A 24,975-nucleotide genomic window follows, 5' to 3' on the forward strand; every position below is an offset into this window, starting at 1 on the left:
ACCGTCTCGTCCGGGTCCATTGCTGATGCCGATATTCTTCTCCGACCCCGAGGCGATCGCGGAGCACATCATTCGTGACGTCGGAACCGAACTGGTGGTCGGGCTGCCGCTCGGCCTCGGCAAGGCCAACCACATCGTCAACGCGCTGTATGCGCGAGCAGTGGCCGACCGCTCCATCAACCTGACGCTGTTCTCCGCGCTGACGCTGGAAAAGCCGAAACCGAAGAGCCTGCTCGAACGGCGTTTCATCGGTCCGGTGATCGATCGCCTGTTCGGCGGCTATCCGGATCTCGCCTATGCGGATGCGCTGCATCTTGGCGCACTTCCGCCCAACATCAAGGTGATCGAGTTCTTCTTCCTCGCGGGGCAGTGGCTGCACCAGCCATTCGCGCAACAGCACTACATTTCCGCCAACTACACCCATGCGGCGTCATATTTGTTGTCGCGCGGACTGAATGTCGTGCCTCAGCTAGTTGCCAAGCGCATGGTCGACGGCGCGCCGCGCTACAGCCTGAGCTGCAACACCGACACCACGCTCGACGTGCTGCGCGCCCGTGCGCAGGGGCGGGCGTCGTTCAAGCTGATCGGCCAGGTCAATTCCGAGCTGCCGTTCATGCCCGGCGCCGGCGACCTGCCGGCGGATGAATTCGCCGCGGTGCTCGACAGTCCAGAGACCGATTTCCCGCTGTTCGCGCCGCCGTCCGAGCCGATCAGCGACACCAAATATGCGATCGGCTTGCATGCCGCCGGTCTGGTCCGCGACGGCGGCACGTTGCAGATCGGCATCGGGCAGGTCGGCGACGCGCTGGCGCAGGGGCTCGTGGTCCGCCATCGCGACAACGCCGAATTCCACGGCATCATGCAGCGCCTTGCGCCCGGTACCGGGCAACTCGCCGCGGCCGAGACTGGGTCGTTCGAAAAGGGGCTCTACGGCGTCAGCGAGATGCTGTTCGAGGCGTTCCTCGGGCTGATCGACGCCGGAATCCTCAAGCGCGAGGTCGGCGGCGTGATCCTGCACGGCGCATTCTTCCTGGGCCCGCCATCATTCTACCGGGTGCTGCGCGAGATGGCACCGGAGCGGCTGGCGCGAATCCAGATGATGCCGGTTTCCTTCACCAACGAGATCTTCGGCGACGAGGACGGCAAGCGTCGCGCCCGGGTCGATGCGCGCTTCGTCAACAATGCGATGATGGCGACGCTGCTCGGCGCTGCGATCTCGGACGGCCTCGAGGACGGCCAGGTCGTAAGCGGGGTCGGCGGCCAGTATAATTTTGTGGCGCAGGCATTCGCGCTCGAGGGCGCACGTTCTGTGCTGGCGCTGGAGGCGACCCGTCAGTCCGGCAAGCAAGCGCAGTCGAACATCCGCTGGTCCTATGGACATGAGACCATCCCGCGGCATCTGCGCGATGTCTTTGTCACGGAGTATGGCGTTGCCGACGTCAGGGGGAAATCCGATGCCGACGTGATCGCCGCGATGCTGCAGGTCTCGGACTCCCGCTTCCAGGGCGAATTGATGCGGCGGGCAAAGGATGCCGGCAAGCTGCAACGCAGCTACGAGATTCCTGCGGCGCATCGCGAAAATTATCCCGAGCGCATCGGCGATGCGCTGAGGCCCGCGCGCGATGCCGGGCTGCTGCCGTCATTCCCGTTCGGCAGCGACTTCACCGATGTCGAGCAGCGGTTGATTCCGGCCTTGCAGATCTTGCAGCAGGCGCAGCACACGCCGCTGCAACTCGCCGGCCTGCTGTGGCAGGGCATGCGGCATCCGCCCGATGCCCCCGACCGCGAATGCCTGGCGCGGCTCGGTCTCGACAAGCCGACGCATTTCGCCGAGCGCGCCTATCGCGCGCTCGTCACCGCGGCTTTGCAACGGAGCCGAATGGCTAAAGCGCGATGAGATCGTCGCGCCTTAGCCTGTTGTTTGAGCATGATCTTGTCCGGAAAACCGCTTCGCACTTTTCCGGATCATGCTTTAGCGGTTCTTGTTGACCGGCTTGCGCTTCTCGATGAACGCCGCCATGCCCTCGGAGCGATCCTCGAGCGCGAAGGTCGAGTGGAACAGATTGCGCTCGACATTCATGCCCTCTGCGAGCGGCGTCTCGAACGCGCGGTTGACGGCTTCCTTGGCCATCGCGGCGGCCGGACGCGACATCGAGGCGATCTTCTCGGCTGCCGCGAGCGCCTCCTCGAGCAGCTTGTCGGCCGGCACGATCCGCGACACGAGGCCCGAGCGCTCGGCTTCCGCCGCATCCATCATCCGTCCGGTCAGGCAGAGGTCCATCGCCTTCGACTTGCCGATCGCGCGGGTCAGGCGCTGCGTGCCGCCGATGCCGGGAATGGTGCCGAGGGTGATTTCCGGCTGGCCGAACTTGGCGGTGTCGGCGGCGATGATGATGTCGCACATCATCGCGAGCTCGCAGCCGCCGCCGAGCGCATAGCCCGCGACCGCGGCAATGGTCGGCTTGCGGCAACGGGCGACGCGATCGCCGCCGATGGCGGTGAAATCGCTGTTGAACATGTCGATGAAGCCCTTTGGCTGCATCTCCTTGATGTCGGCGCCGGCCGCGAAGGCCTTCTCGCTGCCGGTGATCAGGATACAGCCGATCTTGTCGTCGGCCTCGAGATCATCGACCGCCGCGGCGATCTCGCGGAACACGCCGAACGAGAGCGCATTCAGCATTTTCGGCCGGTTCAGCGTGATGACGCCGACCGGTCCCTTGCTTTCGACAATGATGAATTCGAACGTAGCCATGGACGCAAACCCCGTGCCTGATTTGCCGGGCAATGTGCCCGCTGACGGGATGCGCTTCAAGTGGCTGAAACGAGGCTTTGGGCTGCGGTGCGGCGCCCCCCCGCGCCGCACCGCAGGTGCCTCCGCTAGGCCATGAACATGCGCGCGGCGGAGGCCACCGTGAGCAAAGCGCCGAACCCGATGAAGATCTTCCCGATCAGCGAGGTCTGGTCCCAGCTCGCGCTGTCGCTGCTCGCCAGAACCGGGGCCGGCTTGGGTGCAGCCACGGCAACCGTCGGCGGCGGCGCCGGCGATGCCTCCTGTTGAGCGGTCTGCGGCTGGGCCGGCTGCGGCTGTTCCGCCGGCTGCTCCTGCTGCAGGGCGCGGTCGACCTCGTTGAGCTGGTCGGATGCGACCACATTACCGTCGGACTGATCTGCGGGCTTGTCGGCCGCGGCAATCAACACATTGGCTTTCACCGGCGTCGCCGCTGCATTGTCGTCGCCGGAGGTCAGCTCCGCATTGGCGTTGGCGACGGTAGCGGGAATGCCTGCCGAGGTGACCCTGCCGGCGTCGTTATTGGTGGCGTTCTTGCTGTCGGATTTGTCGGCGGTCTTGTCAGTGGTCCTGGAGGACCGGTGGCGTGCCGAGCGCCGGCCATGCCGCGAACTCTGCCCGGCGGACTTGTCGGTCGTTGCGCTGTCGGATTTCGATGCCGATGCGTCCGATCCGGCCGCATGCGCCGGCAACGGAGCCGCGAGACACACAAGAAGCCCTGTCAGTCCTGTCGCAACCATCAATGCCAAGCGCCCGCTGGCTTTGATCTTCATTTTGATGATCTCCCCATGTCGCCCGCCCAAGGGCGAAAAGAGACCCCGCTGCGTGTCCACACCGGGGCAGAAAAAGGGAATCTTCGGGCATCCGGGGGCAAAAGCTGGGCAATTTCTTCCCAGTGGCCCATCGACGGCAGCAGCACCGATGTTTGTCGGACCGATCGGTGTTATGAGCCGTGACGTCTGGAAACCCGCTGGAGCGATTCTTTGAGGCCGATCCTCGGCGCGGTCTTGCCGGAGAATAGAGATCACGAATTCGTGATCGTCTGGCGTGCCGCGTAACGAACTGAAAGATCGGCCGAATTGCAATTCAGGAGCCTGCGTGCGCGAACGTGAGGATGAATGGACCGGCCTGATGCGGTCGGCCATTTCAGGCGATGATGCGGCGTACCATCGCCTGCTCAAGGCCATCACGCCGGTACTCCGTGCTGCGGCGCGCCGCGGCCTGGCGCGCGCGGGACAACCGGTCGATCAGTCCGAGGACATCGTGCAGGACATCTTGCTGGCGGTACATTTGAAGCGACAGACCTGGGACACCAGCGCGGCGTTCGCGCCCTGGCTGTTCGCGATCGCGCGCAACAAGCTGATCGACGCGCTGCGCCGCCGCGGCAAGCGGATCTTCGTCAACATCGATGATTTCGCCGAGACGCTGCCCGGGGAAACACCGGAACCGACGGCCTCGCCGGGCGAGGTGAGCGCCCAGCTGCAGGCTTTGCCCGCGCGGCAGCGCGAGGTGCTGCAATCGATCGCGGTCGACAGCGCCTCGATCAAGGACACCGCGGCGAAATTCTCGATGACCGAGGGCGCGGTGCGGGTCGCGCTGCATCGCGGGCTTGCGAGCCTCACTGCGAAATTACGGGATCGATGAGCATGGACACCGATCAACTCATTCGAACCCTTGCTGCCGACAATGCCTATCGCGCGCGTCCGATCGGTCTTGCGCTGATGCTGGCACTGCTGGCGGCGGCGCCGGTCTCGCTCCTGATCTTCTTCGCCGAACTCGGCGTGCGGCCCGACGTGATGAGCGCGATGCACAATCCGTTCTTCGACCTAAAATTCGCCGTGACGCTGGCGCTGGCCGCCTCGGCGATCGCGGTCAGCCTGCATCTGTCGCGCCCGGAGGCTTCGCTGCGCGGCTTCGGCTGGTGGTTGCTGATTCCCGCCGGCATCCTCGTCGCCGCCATCAGCGGCGAGATGATGATGCCGCAGCGTACGCCGATGATGACGCGGCTGATCGGCAAGAATTCGATGGCCTGCATGACCGCGATCCCCGCGATGTCGCTGCCGCTGCTGGTCGGCGCGCTGTATGGGCTGCGGCAGGGCGCGCCGGCGCGGCCGGCGGTCGCCGGTGCGATAGCCGGCCTGCTCTCGGCAGGGCTCGCGGCAACCGTCTACGCGTCGCACTGCACGGATGACTCGCCGCTGTTCGTCGCCACCTGGTACACGCTGGCGACCGCGATCGTCGCGAGCGTCGGCGCGCTGATGGGAAACCGGGCGCTACGATATTGAGCAATCGTAGCCCGGATGGAGCAAACGGGTCGCGCGAACGCGCGCCCGATAACAACTCCGCGAAATCCGGCTGCGCCCTAACCTCCCCTTGAAAAGGGGAGGTCGCTTTGCTCGTTAGAGCAAGGCGGGTGGGGATCGGCTGTCTCCAAGAGCAGCGTCGCCTGCGGCTGACCCCCATCCCGACCTTCCCCCTTTCAGGCAGGGGTGTCCGGGGAATGATTCACTGTGTCGCGGTGCATGCTCGGCAGGACCGAGGCAAATCGGTCTTTTCTGGTTGTCGAGACACAGAGGGCCGAGCATGCGATATCGCGGTAGCATTTTTGGAAGGCTGCTTGAACCGATCAATCGACGGCAGTTTCAGACGGTTGTGGATCGTCTGGACGGGGATGCCTACGACAAGTCGTTCAGGAGCTGGGATCATCTGGTGGCGCTGATCTATGCCCAGCTTAGCGGCAACAGCAGTCTGCGCGGGGTGGTGACTGGCTTCAACGCCAATTCGCAGCATCACTATCACTTGGGAACCGGCAAGCTGTCGCGCTCGACGTTGTCCGATGCCAATGCCCGCCGTCCGATCGGCATTTTCGCGCAAACCTTTGCGGCGCTGTCGGCGATGGCGCGTCGCCAGCTGCGGAGTGAAGGCATGGAGATGGTGCGTCTGATCGACGCCAGTCCGATCCCGCTCGGCAAGGTCTGCAGTTGGGCGACGTGGAACGGCCGCATCCGCGGCATGAAGCTGCATGTCGTCTACGACCCAAGGAGCGATGTCCCGACCTGCGTCGAGATGACGGCCGCGAACGTCAATGACATCGAGATCGGCCGACAGACCCCAATCCAGCCCGCCACCACCTATGTGTTTGACAAGGGCTATTGCCGTTTCGACTGGTGGCAGAAGATCAATGATATGATAGCAAGGCTTTCTTCGTTACCCGGGCGAAGACGAGCATCCGTCTTCGCTCGCTCAGGCATCGCGCCATCCGCAAGCGTAACGGGGATGGCTTCGAAATCCTTGCCGATGACGAGGTGAAGCTCACCAGCAAGGGCGATTCGCGCCTTCCAATCCCGCTCCGCCGCATCAAGATCAGACGCGAGAAAGGCGGCAAGATCACACTCCTGACCAACGACCTTGCCCGTAGCGCCGTCGAGATCGCCGCCCTCTACAAGAGCCGATGGCAAATCGAGCTGCTGTTCCGCTGGATCAAGCAGCATCTCGATATTCGCAAGTTCCTCGGCGCCAACGACAACGCGATCCGCCTTCAGGTGCTCGCTGCGATGATTGCCTACCTGCTGCTGCGCATCGCCGCTCACACCAACTGCATCAAAATGCTCCCGCTCAGGTTCGCCGAACTCGTCGGCCAGCTCCTGCTCACGCGTCGATCCCTCGCTGCCATCGACAAACCTCCGCCCATCAACCCCAGCCGTCGGAAATCAACCATCTCACCTGACCAGATGGAGCTCCGCTATGCCTGAATTTCCCCGGACACCCCTGCCTTTCAGGGGGAAGGGGAAGAGAGCTTCGTAGCCCGGATGCAGCGGAGCGAAATCCGGGGCAGCTCCATCCGCGGATACAGGTCCCCGGATTGCGCTTCGCTGCATCCGGGCTACGGGAAATCAGGCCGCGGGCGCGGACTGCTGCATGCGATGGAAGCGTAGCACCTGCTGCGCGGTCGACGGCCGCAGCCGCTCGTAGGTGTCCTTGCATGCCTGCAGATCGGTCGGCTCGCCGCCCGAGATGTCGTCGCGCAGGTTGATGATCGCCCGCACCGTCGACCATGACAGGCCCGAGACCTTGGCCAGGATCATGACGCCCTCGGCGCGGGTTTCGATCATCATGTTCTCGGCGACGCTGACCGAGACGTTGGCGAGCGCGGCGAGCGAGGCATTGGTCTCGTCGAACTTGCCGGCCTCGGCGAAAGCTGCGAGCTGGAATTCGTCGAGCCGGCCGTCCTGGTAGAGCGACTTGACCAAGGCATGCGCGATCGTGGTGTCCGGCGTCACGGCGGCCGGCGCCGAGCGCGCGCGCCGCGTCGCTTCCTTCACCGCGATCGGAATCTCCTTGGCCTGCTGCGGATTGGCGGTCTCGAGCCGCTGCCTGACCGCGTCCGAGGCCTTGGCGACCAGCTTGAGATAGAGATGCCGCGGGATGTTCGGGCGCAGGCCGACGCAGGTCGACAGGTTGTCGTCGCCCTCGGCGCGGCTGACCAGGCGGGTGAAGCCGCGCTCGGTGAATTCCGCGCCGGGATTGTTGACCGCGCTCTGGATCACCTCGTCATTGCCGCGCAGCACCAGCACGTCGGTGACGGCGCCGCTCAGCGTCTTGCGGTTCGAGATCGCGAGCAGATGCGCCTGGCTCTTGCTGCGCGCCGTTTCGATCAGGGTGTCGTCGTCGAGCCGCGGCGACAGCGTCAGCACGGGGCCCGCGACCTCGATCAGGTCGTCGAAGGCAAGGGTGCGGATGGTCTGCGGCGGTGCGGTGTCGATCGGGGCGAGGCGGTCGGCGAGCAGCGCCTTGGCCGAGTTCTCGATGTGCTCGAGCAGGCATTGGAAAACGTCGTCGAACAGCACGATCTGCTCGTTGGAATAGTTCACCGAGCCGTTGATGAAGAGGTCGGTCACGCGGCGCAGCGTCTCGACGCGGCGTGCGACGGTGCCGTGCGCGAGCGTCGTCTGCAGCTCGTCGAGCAGACTTTCGGGGGCGGTCTCGGGCTTCAAACTCATGACTCTGTCCTGGAGCGGTGGCGACGGCTTCTCCGGCGCCGAAGAGGGAAATGGATTTCAGGCGCTGGCGATGCGGTTGCGTCCCCTGGCCTTGGCTGCGTACAGCGCGCCATCGGCGCGGGCGAGCAACGTATCGGAGTTTTCGCGCGGCTTGAGCGTCGTGACGCCCGCGGAGATCGTCACCCGCATGCCGGGCGAGAATGCGCTCCAGTCGAGATCGGCGATGATCGCGCGCAGCCGTTCGAGCGCGCGCATCGCCTGATCCTGCGACAGGTCGGGCAGCACCAGCAAAAATTCCTCGCCGCCGTAACGGCCGAAGCGATCGACGCTGCGGAGGTTGGCGAACATGCCGATGGCGAAGGTGCGCAGCGCCTCGTCGCCGATTGGATGGCCGTAGACATCGTTGATGCGCTTGAAATGGTCGAGGTCGATCAGCGCAACCGCGCAGGAGCTGCCGTTGCGGGCGCAGCGCGCGATCTCCTCCTCGAGCGTGCGCATGATGCTGCGGCGATTGGAGGCGCCGGTCAGTTCATCGAGCTCCGCGAGCTCCTCGATGCGCCGATAGGCCTCCTTCAGCTTCAGTCCGCTCTGGTACAGCGATTGCTGCATCGAGCTGGAGAAGATGCCGAGGCACATGCAGCGCCCGATCGTCAGCGCGAACACCAGCATGGTGGCGAGGCGATCGATCCGGGTCGCGGTCGGCATCCCGATCGCCTTGTCGGTGCCGAGGAACAGCGCGGCGAGGCCCAGCACCATGACGGTCCAGACGATCGCAGTCTGCCGCGCCGAGGTGCGCAGCGCACCGAAGCCGAACACCACGAACAGGTTGCAGAGAAACAGCACGCCGACTTCCGGCGCGATGTAGGTGAACACCAGCAGGTTCACCATGTTGATCGCCGATTGCGGCGCGACCAGATAGTGGTCGCGGAAGCGCTCGTGAAAGCCGCGCTCGGAGAGCACCACATAGACGGCGACCAGACAGAGGCCGGTCAGCGCGTAGCCCGCCGCCACCCAATCCGACGTGGTGCCGCCATGCGCGTAGATCAGCAGCACGACGGCGTCGAGCACGAAGCAGGCCGCGATCATCGACTGGATCTGGCGGCGCTGCTTGGCCCGGCGCGCCAGGCGCTCGGCCGTCAGCCTGGGACGGCCGCTTTCCGATGCGCCCGCGATCGGACTGGGAAGTGACGACGCAGCGCTGCCCATGGTCTCGCCATTGGTGAAGTCCGGCGAAAATCTACGTGGGAAAGCCTTTAGGTTTGGTATCTTTTGGAACCGAATCTACCCCGGTGTAGCCCGGTCATCGCCCTTGTTTCGTAAGGGGAATCCGTTCGCAGAGGCGAGACGGGAGCGATGTGCGGCAAGCCTGCGCCGTGGCGGACTTCGTGACGGTGCTGGCGTGCCGATAAAGCCTTGGTATGGTCGCGCCGGATGGTGCCTGTCCGCGAGAGTTTCCACTATTATGATACCGTTTATCGAGTCTCGGCTGATTTTTCGTCATTGGAAGCGCCGACTGTGGCATAGATCACACATGCAGTGCGGACATTGCCGTAATGTGAAGAATCTTGGCTCTCGCGTCGAACCACGCACCGCCCCCTTCAGACCAACTTTGCGAGACGGGCATTGAGCGCGACACAGGCGGCTTCAGACGACGTTCTGATCGCTCGGATCGCTCAAGGCGACCGGCTTGCCATGCAGGTGCTGTACGGGCGGCACCATGTCAGGGTGTACCGCTTCGGGCTTCGGCTCGTGCGGGACGAACAAGTAGCGGAAGACCTCATCAGCGAGGTCTTCCTGGACGTGTGGCGTCAGGCGGGCAAGTTTGAGGGACGATCCGCCGTTTCGACCTGGCTTCTGGCGATTACCCGGTTCAAGGCGTTGTCTTCGCTGCGGCGAAGGAAGGACGCCGAGCTGGACGATGAGGCCGCGAACGCGATCGAGGACACGTCCGACGATCCGGAAACGGTGGTGCAGAAGAAGGACACCGGTGACACGCTGCGTAGGTGCCTGACGGGACTATCGGCGGAACATCGGGAAATTGTCGATCTTGTCTACTATCACGAGAAATCCGTGGAAGATGTCGCTGAGATCGTGGGGATTCCGGAGAATACCGTGAAGACGCGCCTGTTCTATGCGCGCAAGAAACTTGCCGAGTTGCTGAAGGCAGCCGGTGTCGAGCGAGGTTGGCCATGATGGCTGCGAGAACAAAGGTGCAAGAGCCTGACGATATCGAGATGCTGCTGCCCTGGCACGCGGCCGGCACGCTGAACGCGCGTGATGCGCGCCGCGTCGAGGACGCGCTTGCGAGCGATCCGGAGCTCGCCCGGCAATATGCCGTCATTCGCGAGGAATATGCCGAGACCATCGGCCTCAACGAGAGTCTCGGTGCGCCCTCGGCGCGCGCGATGCAGAAGCTGTTCGCCGCGATCGATGCCGAGCCGGAACACAAGCCGTCGATGGGCGCGCGCATGTCGGCCTCTGTCTCGGAGTTCTTTTCGAAATTGTCGCCGCGGACGCTGGCGTGGTCGTCCGGCCTCGGTGCGGTCGTGGTGTTGTTGCAGGCTGGCGTGATCGGCGCGGTGCTGATGCGCAGCCAGCCGGCCTTGTTCCAGACGGCGTCGCTCGATGTCGCCGAGCGCAGTGCGCCGGTCGCGCCCAGTGCGCCGATCACCCGCGACCTCGGCGCCAGCGTGGCGGCGACGCCGACCCGGCTGCTGGTGCGCTTCACACCCGATGCCAGGGTCGCCGACATCACGTCGCTACTCGACAATTACCAGGCCTCGATCCTCGACGGGAAGGGCGGGATGTTCCAGCTGCAGTTCCGCGCAATGGACAAGAGCAGCGTCGCTGCGCTGATTGCGCGTTTGCAGAAGGAGAAGATCGTCAGCCTCGCGGTCGAAACGCCGTAATCGGCGGCTGACGGTTCTGCGCCGAGTTGAGGTCACCATGGCCGCCGACGGCCGGACCAGCTTGACGAACCACGCGATCGCCGCGGCCGCAGCCTTGTTGCTGGTCTGTGTTGCCGGCTCCGCCTCCGCTCAGAATTTCATGCGATCGCCGACCGGTGGCGCGCCACAGGTCTCGCCCGGGTTGCGGGCCAATCCCGGTATCGGAAGGGTTCGTGGCAATCCCGCCGGCGGGTTCGACGGCCCGGTTGGCCGCATGCCGCCGACGGTGGACCGCGGCCCGGCCACGTCGTGGACCTACGATGGGCCGCGATTGCGCGTGCCGTCCCCCGTGCGCCCCGCGCCCCGTCTCTCTGCCAGCTGCGATGACGGCGATCGCGGCCAATGTTCCGACCGGCCGGTTGCCGGCAACGGCGGCGGCAAGGGCGCAACGCGGAAGGGCAGGGCCGGCGGTGGCGGCAGTTTGCGTGCACAGGATGCGTCGAGCGTGCGAACCGTGCCGAATGAGCTCGTGGCCGAAATCGACGGTGCCTTGACGGAGGCGGAAGCAGATGCACTCGCGCGCCGTCATGGGTTGAGGCGGATCGCCTCGCAGAATGTCGCGCTGCTGGGTGCGACGATCGGCCTGTTCCGCATCCTGGGCAATCGTTCGGCCGAAACGGCGAGCCGCGAGCTCGCAAGCGATGCCGGCGTCCGCTCCGTACAGCCCAACTACCGTTACGCGCTGCAGGACCAGAAGGCGTCGGGCGGCAGCGATCCGGCGCAATATGCCCAGACACAGCTGCATCTGCCCGCGGCCCACAAGCTGGCGCGCGGGATGAATGTCACCATTGCCGTGATCGACTCCGGCGTCGACGCCGCCCATCCGGAATTGGCGAACACGGTCGCCGATACGTTCGATGCGCTCGGCAGCAAGGATGCTCCAAACGCCCACGGCACCGCCATTGCCGGCGCGATTGCGGCGCGTGTCAGGCTCACGGGGAGCGCGCCGGAAGTGCGGATCCTGGCGATCCGCGCCTTCGGTGCGGTCGCGGGCGGCGCCGGGAGCACCTCCTATGTGATCCTCAGGAGCCTCGACTACGCGGTGGCGCATGGCGCGCAGATCGTGAACATGAGCTTCGCCGGACCGAAGGACGCCCTGGTCGAGCGCGCGGTGGCCGCTGCCGTGATGCGGGACGTCGTGTTGGTCGCCGCGGCCGGCAATGCGGGTGCGACATCGCCGCCGCTGTATCCGGCCGCCCATCCCGATGTGATCGCGGTGAGTGGCACCGATGCCGGCGACCGGCTGATGGCCGCCTCGAACCGCGGCAGCCATATCGCGCTGGCCGCCCCGGGCGCCGACCTCCTCGTGCCGGTGCCTGACGGCAAGTACCAGCTGATGTCGGGCACATCGTTTTCGGCCGCCTTCGTCAGCGGCATCGCGGCCTTGGTGCTAGAACGCAATCCGGCATTGAAGCCCGCCGAGGTGCGACGGGTCCTGACCAGCACGGCGCGCGATCTCGGGACACCTGGACGTGACGATCTGTTCGGTGCGGGGGAAGCGGATGCGCTTGCCGCGGTGATGGCGGCGACCAGTGCTCCCGTCGCCTCTGCCGCGGACAAACCGTCGCAGCCTGCAGAGCAGGCCGACGGCAATAACACTTCCGTGAGCCGCATGTCGAATGACCCCGCGCCGTCGATCGCATCGGAGGATTCCGCAGCAAATCGTCGTGCTGCGCAGTGATTTTCGACGCCGAACGCCTGCAACGGTGCGATGGAACCGCGGCGCGAGAAGGTTAAAAAAATCGCCGGCGATTTGAACGTCCGCCTTCCTCTCACGACTTATGTGTGTGGGAGCGGTTTAACCCTCCCCGGCTATATCAGGCGCGAGCGCCCATCCACCCCAAGCGCCCATATGGCTTTGACCCGTCCGGTTGTCCCCCCGGACGGGTCTTTCATTTTGGGGGCACCCTTGCATGACGGACTCGACGGTGCGCGGCACGATGGCGCCGACCGATCGCAACGGGATGGGCAAACGCGCGACGGCGGCGGTTTGCTGTGGATCTTTCCGCCGTGCGTTGCCCGGGAGCGGTGCGCATCGCCACCATGGCAAGTCGATGACTTGAAGGCAGTTCGCGCGAGAAACTCCGTAGTAGAGCGGACTTCTTCGATCGCCCGTTCGCGATTAAGAATTTAGTTAGACTTTATTTACCTTTTCCACAGAATATCGGCGTCACGTCCAGTTGATTCGGTTCGGTTGCGTCTGCGTCCGTTTCTTTTCCTGCGGGCAAGTTGAATGACACATCGGACCGACGTGGCCAGAGGCCAGGAGATCGTTGCACGCTGGTGCAACCTCGCCGAGCAAAGGCTGGAGCACCTTACCGAACTGTTCGATACCGGGCGCTGGCGGCGCTATCACAGCGAGCAGGCCTTTCTCGAGAACATCAGGGAAGCCCGCGCCGCGGTCGACATCTGGCGCGAATTGCTGTCGCGCGAAGCCTCGCTCGACAATTCGCCGATCGATCTGTCCTGGCTCGGCCGCGGCAGGTCGAAACTGCCGCCGCCCCACATCTCGCCGCCGCCCGAGCGCCGGCCGGAGGCTGCGGTCCTGGCCGAGGCGGCGATGAAGGCGGTCGCGGCCGCGCTGGAAACGGCGGCCGAGGTGCTGGAGCAGCCGCCCACGGTCGCCGACGCGCCGCCGCTGGAAATGCCCGCTCCGGCTGCGCCGCCGCCGGTGCTCGATCTCGACACCATCCAGCGGCGCTATCCGCTGCTGCGCAACGCGCTGTAGGCGACCGCTCTCGCTTATTTTTGAGCATGATCTCCGCGCAAGCGCGTTCCGCGTTTGTCGCGAGGAAAAACCGCTTCGCCCTTTTCCGGATCTAGCGCCGCACCGCGTTCGCGCCGACCACGAGCTGCGCATATTGCTGGGCGCCGCCTGCCGACAGATCCGGCGTGATCGGGCGGGAATGGTCGAGCCCGACCACCGCGCCGCGCGGGGTTTCCGAGATCATGTTGTTGTTGATCAGCGCGGTGCCGGCGCCCGGCACCACCGAGACGCCGATGCCGACGAAGGCGTTGCGGACCACGTTGCCTGATATCGCGACATCGCGCAGGTACTTGCCCCAGCCGGCGACGATGCCGAAGGTCGGCGCGTTCTCGATTACATTGCCGGTCACGGTGCTGTCGGCCTCGACATAGATGCCGATGCCGGCACCGTCGTTCGGGTCGGTGCCTGCAGGGCGCTTCGGCAGCAGGTTGCGGATGATGTTGCCCTGGACCACAGCGATGCGGCCGCCCTCGTTGAAATTGCACACGGAGACGCCGATCGCGGCGCCGTCGACGGTGTTGTTGGCGATCACAGCGGCCTCGAACGAGAACTCCGAATAGAGCGCGACCTCGCGGACATTGCTGACGCTGTTGTCGGTGATGTGGATGTTGGAGGCCGAATTGCCGCGCACCGCCGAGAAGTCGCAGTTCTTGATGCGGTTGCCGCGCACGATCACATTGCCGGCGCGGAAGGCGTTGATGGCGTTGCCGTACTGCCCGGAGCCGCCGGGGCCGGCCTTGATGTCCTCGATGCGGTTGTCTGCGACGATCGAGCCGTCGTCGCCGATCGCGGTGCGCAGGATCTCGATGCCGTTGTCGTTGGTGCCCTTGATGGTGTTGCGCGACACCATCAGGCCCATCGCGTCGAACGACACCAGCGCCGTGGTCGCGATCTCGGTGAAGATGTTGTTGCTGACATCGCCCGACATCTGCTCGAACCAGATGCCGTTGCCGCCGCTGCCGGTGAACCGGCAATCGGTGATGCGGATGTCGCGGCCCGATAGGCAGTGCACGAGGCCGCGCCGGTTCGGCAGCGGGACGTTGCCGCCGTCGAAGCTGAGGCCCATCAGGACGACGCCGCCGGCGCCTTCGCCTTCCAGCAGCGAGGCGCCGCCGTTGAACACCAGCCGGCTGGCGCCGCGCACGCCGATCAGCTGGCTGCCGGGCGCAAGCCGCAACGGGCCGGTCCGGTAGACGCCGGGCGGGAACGCGAGCGGCACCTGCGCCCGCGCGGCGTCATCGATCGCGCGCTGCAGATTGCGGGTCTGGTCGTCGGGGCTGCCGGGATGCACGCCATATTGCGTGACGTCGCGGCCGAGCGAGCCGGTCGACGGCGCCGCGGCACGCACAGCGTCAGGCGACATCGCAAGCGCGCCGGCTGCGCCGGCGGCGGTTGCTCCGATCAGATGGCGGCGGTTGACGTCCATGGGCCTGGCCCTCGCAACATTCGCGAGCGGTGACGTTCGCGGGTCGAGTGGTAGCGCGAAAGGCGGCGCGGCATGGTGAACACGCCGACGCAGCGGGGCGATTGTTGGCGGTAGGGTTAATCGCGGGTGCAACCGATTCACGTGTCAAACAGGCGTTCCCCGGTATCATCACGCGCGCATGCGCGGGCCCGACACCGGGGAGATGCGGGCCCACGGCTCCTTCCCAGGCGTCGTCCCGGCGAAGGCCGGGACCCATACGCCGCGGCTTGTGTTGTGAACGGGACTCGTCATTGCAGCGACGCTCAACAATGATCTTTCGTGGTTATGGGTCCCGGCCTTCGCCGGGACGACACTGAATGGCCGTTGCAGACCTCGTCATTCGATCCAATTTTAGCATTTGCTGGGGTCTACGGTTGAGCTTGCGTACGCGCGATGCCAACTAGGGGCGTGTAGTTACACCGCCCGATCCGCGCGCTCACGCGCGCGAGCCCTGCCGGGTCAGTTTCACCAGCTCCACCAGCATGGCCTCGCCGGCATCGACGAGCGCTTCCAGCGTGATCGATGATTTGCCGGGTGCAGCCGTGCCGTCATGGGCGAGCGGCGGAACGTGGACGAATTGCGCGAGGCGCAAGTCATTGTCGTGGTTCACGGCCTCGATCGCGCGCCAGCTCAGGTAGTTGCAGAGATAGCTGCCGGCGTCGCGCGAGGCTCGCGCGTCGATCCCGGTCGCCAGCGCGGCGCGCAGCAATTTTTCAGTTTGAGGCCCGAACAAGCGCGCATCGGCGCCGCCCTCGATCGATCCCTTGCGCGCATGCTGGCGGCCGGCATCCGGGAAGCGCGTCGTCACCGCGTTGCGGGCGCGGCTTTCGATCCGCAGATAGCCGGTGCGGCCGGCGAGGCCGAACATCAAGAGCGCTTGCGGGCGATGTTGTGCGATCAGCTCCGGCAATTCGCGATCGACGGCGGCGTAGGTGACGTCGAAGATGTGGCTCGACAGCGCGACGTCGTCGAAGGCCGGGCGGCGCAGGGCGGTCAACCGCTTCACCAATGGCATGGTCGGGTTGAACGGCGCGCCCGGGAACGGCCCGAAGCCGGTGACGAGGATGCGCAGCCTGCCGCTCAATGCAGCATCTCCGCGATCTGTTCGGCAGCGACCGCGGGCGAGATGCGGCCGCCGGCGACCTCGGCCTCCATCTTCTTCACCTTGGCGCGGATCGCGGCATCCGAGCGCAGCCGCGCCATCATCCGGCTCTCCAGCATCGACCACATCCACTTCACCTGCTGTTCCCTGCGGCGGCCGGCGAACTCGCCCGAAGCGTTCATCGCGGTACGGTGGTCGAGGATCTTCTGCCAGAGCCGGTCGAGCCCGGCGCCGGTCAGCGCGGAATAGGTCTCCACCGGCGGATGCCAGTGCTCGGAGCGCGGCGCCAGGATGTGCAGCGCGCTGCGATAGTCGGCGGCGGCGAGGTTGGCGCGCTTGAGGTTGTCGCCGTCGGCCTTGTTGATCGCGATCATGTCGGCGAGCTCGACAAGGCCCTTTTTGATGCCCTGCAGCTCGTCGCCGGCGCCGGGCAGCATCAAGGCCAGGAAGAAGTCGGTCATATCGCAGACCGCGGTCTCGGACTGGCCGATGCCGACGGTCTCGACCAGCACCACGTCGAAGCCGGCCGCCTCGCACAGCAGCATCGCCTCGCGGGTCTTCGCCGCGACGCCGCCGAGCGTGCCGGAAGAAGGCGAGGGGCGAATGAAGGCCTGGTCGGAGACGGCGAGCCGCGCCATCCGTGTCTTGTCGCCGAGGATCGAGCCGCCGGTGCGCGCCGAGGAGGGATCGACCGCCAGCACCGCCACCTTGTGGCCGCGTTCGATCAGGAACATGCCGAGCGCATCGATGGTGGTCGACTTGCCGACGCCGGGCGAGCCGGTGATGCCGACCCGCACCGCCTTGCCGGTGTCGGGCAATAGCGCCTGCACCAGCTCGCGCGCCGCCGCCTGATGATCGCCGCGCCGGCTCTCGATCAGCGTGATCGCCCGCGCCAGCGCGGCGCGGTGGCCGGCACGGAGGCCCTTGGCGAGGGCGCTGATGTCGGGAGCGGCAGGCTTCGATGCGATCATGGGGTTGGTTTACAACGGCTGGCCATGGCAGGCGAGGGGAACGCGGATCGGCACCGGCGTGGCCTGTTGATGAAGCCTTATTGCTGCTCGTCCGTATCGCCCTTCGGCCGCGCGCCGGCGAAGATTTTTGCGCCTTCCGCCGTCAGATACGGCTTCAGCGTCTCCCACGGAACGAAGATGACATACTGGCCTTCGGCGTAGGGGCCGACGGCGTAGGGCGGGTAGTGGAAAGTGAGGCCGGAACTCTTGCCTGACACGGTCGACGGCGCCAGCGTCACGGCGCCGATCTTGAGCAGGGTTGGCTTCAACTCCTTGTACCACTCGGCGGTTGCGGTCTCGCCGGCGCCGCGCCGCTTCTTCTCGGCGTTGAGCGCGCTGACGATGGCCTTGCGCATCGCCGTCAGAGTCGGGCCGTTGTCCGTCGTCTCGGTGAAGAAGGGACGGATGCTGATGCGCTTCTTCGCCGTGGTGTCCCACAGGATGGTGTTGACGTCGGAGTTCGGATGCGCGCCGTGGGTGTCCATGTAGTCGTCGCGCAGCACGCTCACATAGCGGCCGTCGACGACGGAGCGCTCGGAGTATTTGCGTTCGAACGAGTAGCCGCCGCGATCTTTGAAAAGCTCAGGCTCCTGCTTGCGGTCGGCCGCAGCCGCGGCGGCATTCTTCTCGATCCACTTCTTGCCTTCCGCGAGGCAGTCGGCTGCCAGCGCGCTGTCTGCCTTGATCTTGTCGTCGAGATAGACGTTGGCCTCGATGCTTGCGTTCCTGATCGTGGCATCAGGCTTGGGGTCTGCGGCGATGGCGAGGGAAATGAAGACGAAGCCCGATATCAGGGCAACGGCCCACTTCACGATGATAGTCAATGCTTCGATTCCCTGGCGAGTTGATCGACGAACGCCTTCAATGGCAACAGATCATCCTCAATCATGATCCATAACAAGCCAGCGTCGGTCCGATGATAGGCATGGCGCAACCAGTTTCCGAGATCGGCCAATCGCCTCCAGTTGATACCTGTTTCCTTGGCCTTCAAATCGGTTGGAATGTGCCTTGATGCTTCGCTGATCATCTCAAGCAGCCGCTCCACGGCCAGCCGCATCACCAGATTGCTGGTGAAGCTCTCGCGGGTTTGCCCGGCCGTTATGTCCCGAATGCTATCGATCGCTGCGGCAATGTGGCCTATGCGGTCTGCAACGGTTGGCTGCACGTCAGAATACTTCGAGAATATCGTCGGCAATTCGTTGTGCCAGGCGAGGAGGAAGGGATCGCTTCATCGTTGCTTGCGCCTGCAAGCCCGTCGCGTCTTCAATGATATGCTCGACGCCGATCAGGTTGAGTAGCGAAAACGAGGCATCGGGCTCGACTTCAACCAGCACATCGACGTCACTGTCGTGCCGATAGTCGCCGCGCACGCGCGATCCAAAGATCGCAAGCTTCGACACGCCCTCTGCCTTGATGGCATCGGCATTCTCTCGTATCGCTGCCACGATCTCTTCGCGTGTCATGGTTTGGGACCTTGCAATCCCGCTAATCTATCATCTACTCCGCCGCCGCGCTATGGCCGAGCCGGGCGTTGAGCTTGTGGATCAACTCCTCGGCGGCATCCGAGATTACCGTGCCCGGCGGGAAGATCGCCTCGGCGCCGGCCGCATACAGCGCATCGTAATCCTGCGGCGGCACCACGCCGCCGATGATGATCATGATGTCGTCGCGGCCGTGTTTCTTCAGCGCGGCCTTCAATTCGGGCACCGCGGTGAGATGTGCCGCGGCAAGCGAGGAGACGCCGAGAATGTGGACGTCGTTCTCGACCGCCTGGCGGGCGGCCTCGTCGGCGGTTGCGAACAGCGGTCCGATATCGACGTCGAAGCCGACATCGGCGAACGCCGATGCGATCACCTTCTGGCCGCGGTCATGGCCGTCCTGGCCGATTTTCGCCACCAGGATGCGGGGACGTCGGCCCTCAGCCTCCTCGAACGCATCGATCAGGGCCTGCACCTTTTCGACCTTGTTGGACATCGCCGCTGCCTCTCGCTTGTAGACGCCGGTGATGGACTTGATCTCGGCGCGGTGGCGGCCGAACACCTTTTCCATGGCGTCCGAAATCTCGCCGACGGTGGCTTTGGCGCGAGCGGCGTCGATCGCCAGCGCCAGCAAATTGCCGTTGCCTTCGCCCGCCGAGCGGGTGAGGGCGGCGAGCGCCGCATCGACGTCCTTCTGGTTGCGCTCCTTCTTGAGCCGCGCCAGCTTGTCGATCTGCAGCCGCCGCACGGTGGAGTTCTCCACCTTGAGTATGTCGATCGGCTTCTCGTTCTCGGGCTTGAACTTGTTGACGCCGATCACCGCCTGGCGGCCGGCATCGATCCGCGCCTGGGTCTTGGCGGAGGCTTCCTCGATCCTGAGCTTCGGCACGCCGGCCTCGATCGCCTTGGCCATGCCGCCGAGCGCCTCGACCTCCTGGATGTGCCCCCAGGCCTTCTGCGCGAGATCGCGGGTCAGCCGCTCGACATAGTAGGAGCCGCCCCAGGGATCGATGATGCGGTTGGTGCCGCTCTCCTGCTGCAGGAACAATTGGGTGTTGCGGGCGATACGCGCGGAGAAGTCGGTCGGCAGCGCCAGGGCCTCGTCGAGGGCGTTGGTGTGCAGCGACTGGGTGTGGCCTTGCGTTGCCGCCATCGCCTCGATCGTGGTGCGCATCACGTTGTTGAACACGTCCTGCGCGGTCAGCGACCAGCCCGAGGTCTGGCAATGGGTGCGCAGCGACAGCGAGCGCGGATCCTTCGGATTGAACTGCTTGAGCAGCTTGGCCCATAACAGCCGCGCGGCGCGCATCTTGGCGACTTCCATGAAGAAGTTCATGCCGATCGCCCAGAAGAACGACAGCCGCGGCGCAAAGCGGTCGACGTCGAGGCCCGCGGCAAGCCCGGCGCGCAGATATTCGACGCCATCGGCCAGCGTATAGGCGAGCTCGAGGTCCTGCGTCGCGCCGGCCTCCTGCATGTGGTAGCCGGAAATGGAAATGGAATTGTATTTCGGCATCCGCTGCGAGGTGTAGGCGAAGATGTCGGAGATGATCCGCATCGAGGGCGCCGGCGGATAGATGTAGGTGTTGCGCACCATGAACTCTTTCAGAATGTCGTTCTGAATGGTGCCCGACAGTTTCTCCGGCGGCACGCCCTGTTCCTCGGCAGCCGCGACGAACAGCGCGAGGATCGGCAGCACCGCACCGTTCATGGTCATCGACACGCTCATCTGGTCGAGCGGGATGCCGGCGAACAGCGTGCGCATGTCGTAGATGGAATCGATCGCAACGCCGGCCATGCCGACGTCGCCGGAGACGCGCGGATGATCCGAGTCGTAGCCGCGGTGGGTGGCGAGGTCGAAGGCGACCGACAGGCCCTTCTGTCCGGCCGCGAGGTTACGGCGATAGAACGCGTTGGAGTCCTCTGCCGTGGAGAAGCCGGCATATTGCCGGATGGTCCAGGGCTGGTTGACATACATGGTCGGGTAGGGGCCGCGCAGATAGGGCGCGATGCCCGGCCAGGTCTCGAGGAAGTCGATGCCTTCGAGATCGGCCTCGCCGTAGACGGGCTTCACCGGGATGCCCTCGGGCGTCAGCCACGGCTCGGCGCTCGCGGCCGGGGCCGCGGTGGCAACGGGCTGGAAGGCGACATCGGCGAAATTGGGAATGCGGGTCATTCCTGGGCTTCCTCAAACTGGCGATTGCGTTCGATCAATCGCTGTAGCTTCTAACTCAATCATGGTCCGGATGCTGATGGCTGACGATCGTCGCCATCTTGTCCGGTCCGTAATTCTGCATCGTGGTCTGGCTCGGCAGGTTGGCGATGCCGACCACCCAGCCGTGGCGGGACTCGGTTCCGAATTGCTGCGTCGGTATCACCCGGTCGGGCCGGTCGAAGGCGCCGGTCATGATCTCGATCCGCGGCCCGTCGATACGGCGGAAGCTCAGGGGTGTTCCGCAGGCCGCGCAGAAGTCGCGCTCGGCGATCGAGGAGGACCTGAACGCGGCGGGCTTGCCGCGGGTCCATTTGAAGTCGTTGCGATCGATGTCGGCGAAAGAGGCAAATGGCGCCCCGGACGCCTTCTGGCACATCCGGCAGTGGCAGATGCTGATCCGGGTCGGCGCCGCCGAGACGGCAAATCGGACGGCGCCGCACTGGCAGCCGCCGGTCAGAACAGGTGTCGTTGGTGCCTCTGCGCTCATGTCTGCTCCATCCGCCGATAGGCCTCGCGCAATGTCGCCAGCGCATCACCGCCGGCGAAGACGAACTCGCCGATGCCGGCCGCCCGCAGCGCCGCTTCCTGGTCGGCGGGCCGCCCTGCCAGATAGATATGCCTTGCACCGGCGCCTTGAAGGGCCCTGGCGGCCTCACTGGCGCTGGCGGCATAGACCTTATCCGAGGAACAAATGCACGCCATCGCCGCGCCCGAGGCCTTGTAGGCCGCGGCCAGCGCCGCCGCGTCGGCAAAACCCTCGCTGTCGATAGCCTCGATCCCGCCGGTTTCGAAGAAACTCTTGGCGAAGGTCGCGCGGGCTGTGAAGTCCGCGGCGGTGCCGAGATTGGCCAGGAATATGTTCGGCCGGGCGCCATGCGCCTTCAGCGCGGCATCCGACTTGTCGCGCAGCGCCTCGAACGGTTCGGCAAGCCGCGTCGGCGCGAGGGCGTCGAATTTCACCTTGGCGCCGGCGAGGGACGCCGGCGCTGATGGTTTCACATCCAGCACTGCGGGGGCGGCCTCGCGCAGATCCGGAAATTCGCTGGCGCCGGTCAGCACGTCGCGGCGCTTCGCCACATTGGTCTCGCGCAGCAATCGCGTCGCGGCGACCTTGTTTTGCAGCAGCCCCTGCTCGAGCGCGGCGAAGATGCCGCCGGCCTTCTCGATCTCCTGGAACAGCGTCCACGCCGCCTCGCAGAGCTGCGAGGTCAGTGTCTCGATGCCGCCGGCGCCGGCCGCGGGATCGGACACCTTTGCCAGGTTGGATTCATCGAGCAGCACGAGTTGCGTGTTGCGCGCCACGCGCCGGGCGAAGTCGTCAGGCAGGCCGAGCGCCAGCGTGTGCGGCAGCACCGTGATCGCATTGGCCCCGCCGAGCCCGGCCGCAAAGGTCGCGATCGTCGCACGTAGCATGTTCACATTGGGATCGCGCTGGGTCAGCATGCGCCAGGCGGTCTGCGCGTTGACGAAGATCGGCTTTGGCGCAAGCCCGCAGGCCTCTTCGATCCTTGCCCAGAGGCGGCGCAGCGCGCGGAATTTCGCCATGGTCAGGAACTGGTCGGCATCGGCGCTGAGGCGGAACGAGATGCCCGCACGCGCCGCATCGAGATCGATGCCGGCGTCTTCCAGCATGCGCAGATAGGCGAGGCCCAGCGCGAGCGTGAAACCGAGTTCCTGCACTTCGGAGCCGCCGGCATCATGGACCGGCCGGCCGTCGGCCAGCACGAACGGCCCCTTGAAGCCGCGCTTGATCAGGCCGTTGACCACCTGGCCGAACGGCTTTGCGTAGTCGGCCCAGCCGGCTGTCGCAGCACCGCGCACGGCAATCGTGCTGAGTGCCTGGTAATTGAAATGCAGATCGAGCTTGGCCGGGTCGAGCTTGCGGGCCTCGACCATGTCGGCAAAGGTCTCGCCGGCGTTCTCGCGGCCGATCACCGGGTTGAGCGCGATCATGATGCCGGCATCGAGATGGACGCCGCCGCAGGCGCGCGCCAGCGTCTTCTTGCTGGCATCGGCAAGACCGAAGCCGCGCGCGCCGGGACCGCCGGCGAACTCGAATTCGAGGCCGGTCGCGCCGTTCTCGAGATCCTGCAGCGCTTGCGCATTGGCCTGTGCGGCATCGGGATGATCGACCCGTTGCAGGATCTGCCAGGGCGCAGCCGCGGCGCGGCCGGCAAGCGGGCTTGAATTGGTGGCGCGGCGGTAGATCGGATCGATCTTCAGGCCGTCATAGGTCTTGCCGACCAGCTTCTCGAACGGGGCGCCCTTCAGCACGCCGTCGACCAGCTTGCGCCAGTCGTCATAGGTCGCAGGTCGAAAATCCGAAGCCAGAGCCAAATCGTCAGTCGAGGTCGTCATCCGCCCAAATCGTCCTTCACCGGCCCCGCGAGGGGCCCCCTTGATTTGGCCGGAAATTGCCACGGGCGGGCGGCCAAGCCAAACGGTTGTTTGCGATGGTTTGGCTTTAATCGAGGTCCGCTAGACGGAAAATACCGTCTGTAGAGACCTTCGCCAGCGCATCGGCGACGCGGCGCCCGGCGATGACGCGGTCGGGAACGATTTCGGCGAGCGGCACCAGCACGAAAGCGCGCTCGAACAAACGCGGGTGCGGCAGCGTCAGTTCCGGCTTGTTCAGTGTGACGTCGTCATAGGCGATCAGGTCGAGGTCGAGGGTGCGTGGCCCCCAGCGCTGCTCATTGGCGCGGTCGCGGCCGAATTTGGCTTCGATCTTGTGCAGCGTGAACAGCAGCGCGTGCGGATCGAGACTGGTCTCGATCTTGATGCAGGCGTTGATGAAGCTGTGCTGCTGCTGCTCGCCCCAGGGCGGCGTCGAATAATCCGACGAGCGTGCGATAAGCGCGGCCTGGGTCATGCCGCAGATATTGGCGATCGCCTTGCGAAACGTGGTGCGGACGTCGCCGACATTGCCGCCGAGGGCGATCAGGACGTCAGCCATCTGCGTTCAACCCTGGGGCGGTTGATGGCGCGAGCGGGTCAGCACTACGCCGACATCGTCGAAGATCGCGGCGATCGGCGCGTGCGGCTTGTGCACCGTGACCTTGACCGCCCGGATGCGCGGGAAGCTCGCCAGGATGTCCTCGGCCACCGCGCCGGCGGCGCGCTCCAGCAGCTTGTAGTTGGTGTTCTTGAATGCCGATGTCGCGGTCGCCACCACGTTGGAATAGGAGACCGTATCTGAAAGGCGGTCGGTGCGCGAGGATTCCGAGAGGTCGGTATAGAGCTCGAGATCGATGACGAAGCGCTGCCCGACTTCGGTCTCATGTTCCATCACGCCATGACGGGCATGGATGACGATCCCGGTGATGAAGATCGTATCGGTCATTGCTGTCCCTCGATTGCTGCGGCCACGCGCAGCGCCTGAACGGTTTCGGCGACGTCATGCGCGCGGATGATACGGGCGCCATTCTGCGCGGCGATCAGATGCGCCGTGATCGAGCCGCCGATCCTCTGTTGCGGCTCCGACGGCACGACCGTGCTGATGAAGCGCTTGCGCGAGGCGCCGACCAGCAGCGGCAGGTGGAACGCGTCGAGCTCGGCGAGCCGCGCCAGCGCGATCATGCTCTGCTCCGGGGTCTTGCCGAAGCCGATGCCGGGATCGAGCACGATCCGGTCGGGCGAAATGCCGGCGCTTGCGGCGATCGCGAGCGAGCGCTCGAAGAAGGCGGCGATGTCCTGCATGATGTCGATCGCCGGATCGGCCTGCTCGCGATTGTGCATGATGATCACGGGCACGCCGCGTGCGGCGACCAGCGGCGCCATGCCAGCATCGCGCTGCAGGCCCCAGACGTCGTTGGCGATGACAGCGCCCTGGTCGAGCGCCCAGGCCACGACCTCCGATTTCATGCTGTCGATCGAGACCGGCACGCCAAGCGCGATCACGTCGGCAAGCACGGGCTTCAGCCGCGCCATCTCGGCCTCGGCGGTGACCGGCTGCGAGCCGTAGGGACGGGTGGATTCCGCGCCAATGTCGATGATATCGGCGCCCTCGGCGACGAGCTTGCGGGCCTGTGCCAGCGCCTCTTCGGGTGCGGCGAACTGGCCGCCGTCGGAGAACGAGTCCGGCGTCACGTTCAGGATGCCCATCACGGCCGGATAGGGCCGCGACAACAGCGCCGGCAGCACCGCCGATACGGCCGGGCCGGTCACCGTCGATGCTATGGGCTTGCTCGCCATCATGCGGT

At 65.4% G+C, this 24,975-nt stretch carries 23 protein-coding genes and 1 pseudogene; 8 read left to right on the forward strand and 16 right to left on the reverse strand.

Annotated elements, in window-relative coordinates:
* The first annotated feature begins 25 nt into the window (after positions 1-25).
* Positions 26-1,897 (forward strand): acetyl-CoA hydrolase/transferase C-terminal domain-containing protein, encoded by a 1,872-nt coding sequence (locus tag ACVW1B_RS06615; RefSeq protein WP_456821372.1) that lies wholly within the window; start codon positions 26-28, stop codon positions 1,895-1,897.
* Between the two features lie 75 nt (positions 1,898-1,972).
* Here ACVW1B_RS06615 and ACVW1B_RS06620 read toward each other — a convergent pair whose 3' ends face one another.
* Together ACVW1B_RS06620 and ACVW1B_RS06625 are read right to left on the reverse strand one after the other, a co-directional pair.
* Positions 1,973-2,752, reverse strand: coding sequence for an enoyl-CoA hydratase (locus tag ACVW1B_RS06620; protein ID WP_076833105.1), 780 nt, complete (start codon positions 2,750-2,752; stop codon positions 1,973-1,975).
* A 125-nt stretch (positions 2,753-2,877) separates the two neighbouring features.
* Entirely contained in the window at positions 2,878-3,933 is a 1,056-nt protein-coding gene (locus ACVW1B_RS06625; protein WP_456823097.1) for a hypothetical protein, read from the reverse strand.
* On the opposite strand from ACVW1B_RS06625, the gene ACVW1B_RS06630 reads away from it, so the two are divergent.
* The 3 genes and pseudogenes from ACVW1B_RS06630 (at position 3,887) to ACVW1B_RS06640 (ending at position 6,540) form a co-directional block, all read left to right on the forward strand.
* Positions 3,887-4,432, forward strand: a complete 546-nt coding sequence (locus ACVW1B_RS06630; RefSeq protein WP_076833573.1) for a sigma-70 family RNA polymerase sigma factor — start codon at positions 3,887-3,889, stop codon at positions 4,430-4,432. The genes ACVW1B_RS06625 and ACVW1B_RS06630 overlap by 47 nt on opposite strands.
* Before the next feature lie 2 nt (positions 4,433-4,434).
* A complete protein-coding gene (locus ACVW1B_RS06635) occupies positions 4,435-5,073 on the forward strand; it encodes an NrsF family protein (protein ID WP_028331662.1) in 639 nt (212 codons plus the stop codon).
* A 298-nt stretch (positions 5,074-5,371) separates the two neighbouring features.
* A pseudogene (locus tag ACVW1B_RS06640) lies at positions 5,372-6,540 on the forward strand (IS4 family transposase).
* A gap of 141 nt (positions 6,541-6,681) precedes the next feature.
* Here ACVW1B_RS06640 and ACVW1B_RS06645 read toward each other — a convergent pair.
* Positions 6,682-7,788 carry a DUF2336 domain-containing protein gene (locus ACVW1B_RS06645; RefSeq protein WP_456781142.1) on the reverse strand — a complete coding sequence of 369 codons (1,107 nt, stop codon included), beginning with the start codon at positions 7,786-7,788 and terminating at the stop codon, positions 6,682-6,684.
* Positions 7,789-7,845: 57 nt separating this feature from the next.
* Positions 7,846-8,994, reverse strand: coding sequence for a GGDEF domain-containing protein (locus ACVW1B_RS06650; RefSeq protein ID WP_456821373.1), 1,149 nt, complete (start codon positions 8,992-8,994; stop codon positions 7,846-7,848).
* Between the two features lie 417 nt (positions 8,995-9,411).
* Between ACVW1B_RS06650 and ACVW1B_RS06655 the strand changes: the two genes are divergently transcribed.
* From ACVW1B_RS06655 to ACVW1B_RS06670, 4 genes are all read left to right on the forward strand, one after another.
* Positions 9,412-9,981 (forward strand): sigma-70 family RNA polymerase sigma factor, encoded by a 570-nt coding sequence (locus ACVW1B_RS06655; protein ID WP_016843228.1) that lies wholly within the window; start codon positions 9,412-9,414, stop codon positions 9,979-9,981.
* Positions 9,978-10,697: a hypothetical protein gene (locus tag ACVW1B_RS06660; protein WP_456821374.1), complete on the forward strand. Its 720-nt coding sequence runs from the start codon at positions 9,978-9,980 to the stop codon at positions 10,695-10,697. The genes ACVW1B_RS06655 and ACVW1B_RS06660 overlap by 4 nt, the downstream gene beginning before the upstream one ends.
* 37 nt (positions 10,698-10,734) lie before the next feature.
* Entirely contained in the window at positions 10,735-12,417 is a 1,683-nt protein-coding gene (locus ACVW1B_RS06665; RefSeq protein ID WP_456821375.1) for a S8 family serine peptidase, read from the forward strand.
* Positions 12,418-12,969: 552 nt separating this feature from the next.
* Entirely contained in the window at positions 12,970-13,464 is a 495-nt protein-coding gene (locus ACVW1B_RS06670) for a TIGR03809 family protein (protein WP_456781139.1), read from the forward strand.
* A 91-nt stretch (positions 13,465-13,555) separates the two neighbouring features.
* On the opposite strand, the gene ACVW1B_RS06675 is transcribed toward ACVW1B_RS06670, so the two are convergent.
* The 12 genes from ACVW1B_RS06675 to folP form a co-directional block, all read right to left on the reverse strand.
* On the reverse strand, positions 13,556-14,929 hold the full coding sequence (locus ACVW1B_RS06675; RefSeq protein WP_456821376.1) for a TIGR03808 family TAT-translocated repetitive protein: 1,374 nt from the start codon (positions 14,927-14,929) through the stop codon (positions 13,556-13,558).
* A gap of 475 nt (positions 14,930-15,404) precedes the next feature.
* The gene (locus ACVW1B_RS06680; RefSeq protein WP_456821377.1) at positions 15,405-16,052 is read right to left on the reverse strand and encodes a pyroglutamyl-peptidase I family protein; all 648 of its coding nucleotides are present in this window, start codon (positions 16,050-16,052) and stop codon (positions 15,405-15,407) included.
* A complete protein-coding gene (gene meaB / locus ACVW1B_RS06685; protein ID WP_456821378.1) occupies positions 16,049-17,041 on the reverse strand; it encodes a methylmalonyl Co-A mutase-associated GTPase MeaB in 993 nt (330 codons plus the stop codon). The genes ACVW1B_RS06680 and meaB overlap by 4 nt, the downstream gene beginning before the upstream one ends.
* Before the next feature lie 77 nt (positions 17,042-17,118).
* Complete coding sequence (locus ACVW1B_RS06690; protein ID WP_456821379.1) at positions 17,119-17,904, reverse strand: RsiV family protein; 786 nt, start codon at positions 17,902-17,904, stop codon at positions 17,119-17,121.
* Positions 17,901-18,245, reverse strand: a complete 345-nt coding sequence (locus tag ACVW1B_RS06695; protein WP_092079463.1) for a HepT-like ribonuclease domain-containing protein — start codon at positions 18,243-18,245, stop codon at positions 17,901-17,903. Before ACVW1B_RS06695 ends, ACVW1B_RS06690 begins: the two co-directional genes overlap by 4 nt.
* 1 nt (position 18,246) lies before the next feature.
* Positions 18,247-18,543, reverse strand: coding sequence for a nucleotidyltransferase family protein (locus ACVW1B_RS06700; protein WP_092079466.1), 297 nt, complete (start codon positions 18,541-18,543; stop codon positions 18,247-18,249).
* Positions 18,544-18,577: 34 nt separating this feature from the next.
* Complete coding sequence (gene scpA / locus ACVW1B_RS06705; RefSeq protein ID WP_456821380.1) at positions 18,578-20,734, reverse strand: methylmalonyl-CoA mutase; 2,157 nt, start codon at positions 20,732-20,734, stop codon at positions 18,578-18,580.
* 55 nt (positions 20,735-20,789) lie between these two features.
* Positions 20,790-21,260: a GFA family protein gene (locus ACVW1B_RS06710; RefSeq protein WP_253609541.1), complete on the reverse strand. Its 471-nt coding sequence runs from the start codon at positions 21,258-21,260 to the stop codon at positions 20,790-20,792.
* A complete protein-coding gene (locus tag ACVW1B_RS06715; protein ID WP_456821381.1) occupies positions 21,257-23,131 on the reverse strand; it encodes a methylmalonyl-CoA mutase family protein in 1,875 nt (624 codons plus the stop codon). Before ACVW1B_RS06715 ends, ACVW1B_RS06710 begins: the two co-directional genes overlap by 4 nt.
* Positions 23,132-23,237: 106 nt before the next feature.
* Complete coding sequence (gene folK, locus ACVW1B_RS06720) at positions 23,238-23,729, reverse strand: 2-amino-4-hydroxy-6-hydroxymethyldihydropteridine diphosphokinase (RefSeq protein ID WP_456821382.1); 492 nt, start codon at positions 23,727-23,729, stop codon at positions 23,238-23,240.
* A 6-nt stretch (positions 23,730-23,735) separates the two neighbouring features.
* On the reverse strand, positions 23,736-24,116 hold the full coding sequence (gene folB / locus ACVW1B_RS06725) for a dihydroneopterin aldolase (RefSeq protein ID WP_016842351.1): 381 nt from the start codon (positions 24,114-24,116) through the stop codon (positions 23,736-23,738).
* Positions 24,113-24,970 carry a dihydropteroate synthase gene (gene folP / locus ACVW1B_RS06730; RefSeq protein WP_456821383.1) on the reverse strand — a complete coding sequence of 286 codons (858 nt, stop codon included), beginning with the start codon at positions 24,968-24,970 and terminating at the stop codon, positions 24,113-24,115. Before folP ends, folB begins: the two co-directional genes overlap by 4 nt.
* Positions 24,971-24,975 lie beyond the last annotated feature (5 nt).

The organism is Bradyrhizobium sp. USDA 4502 (assembly GCF_054063355.1).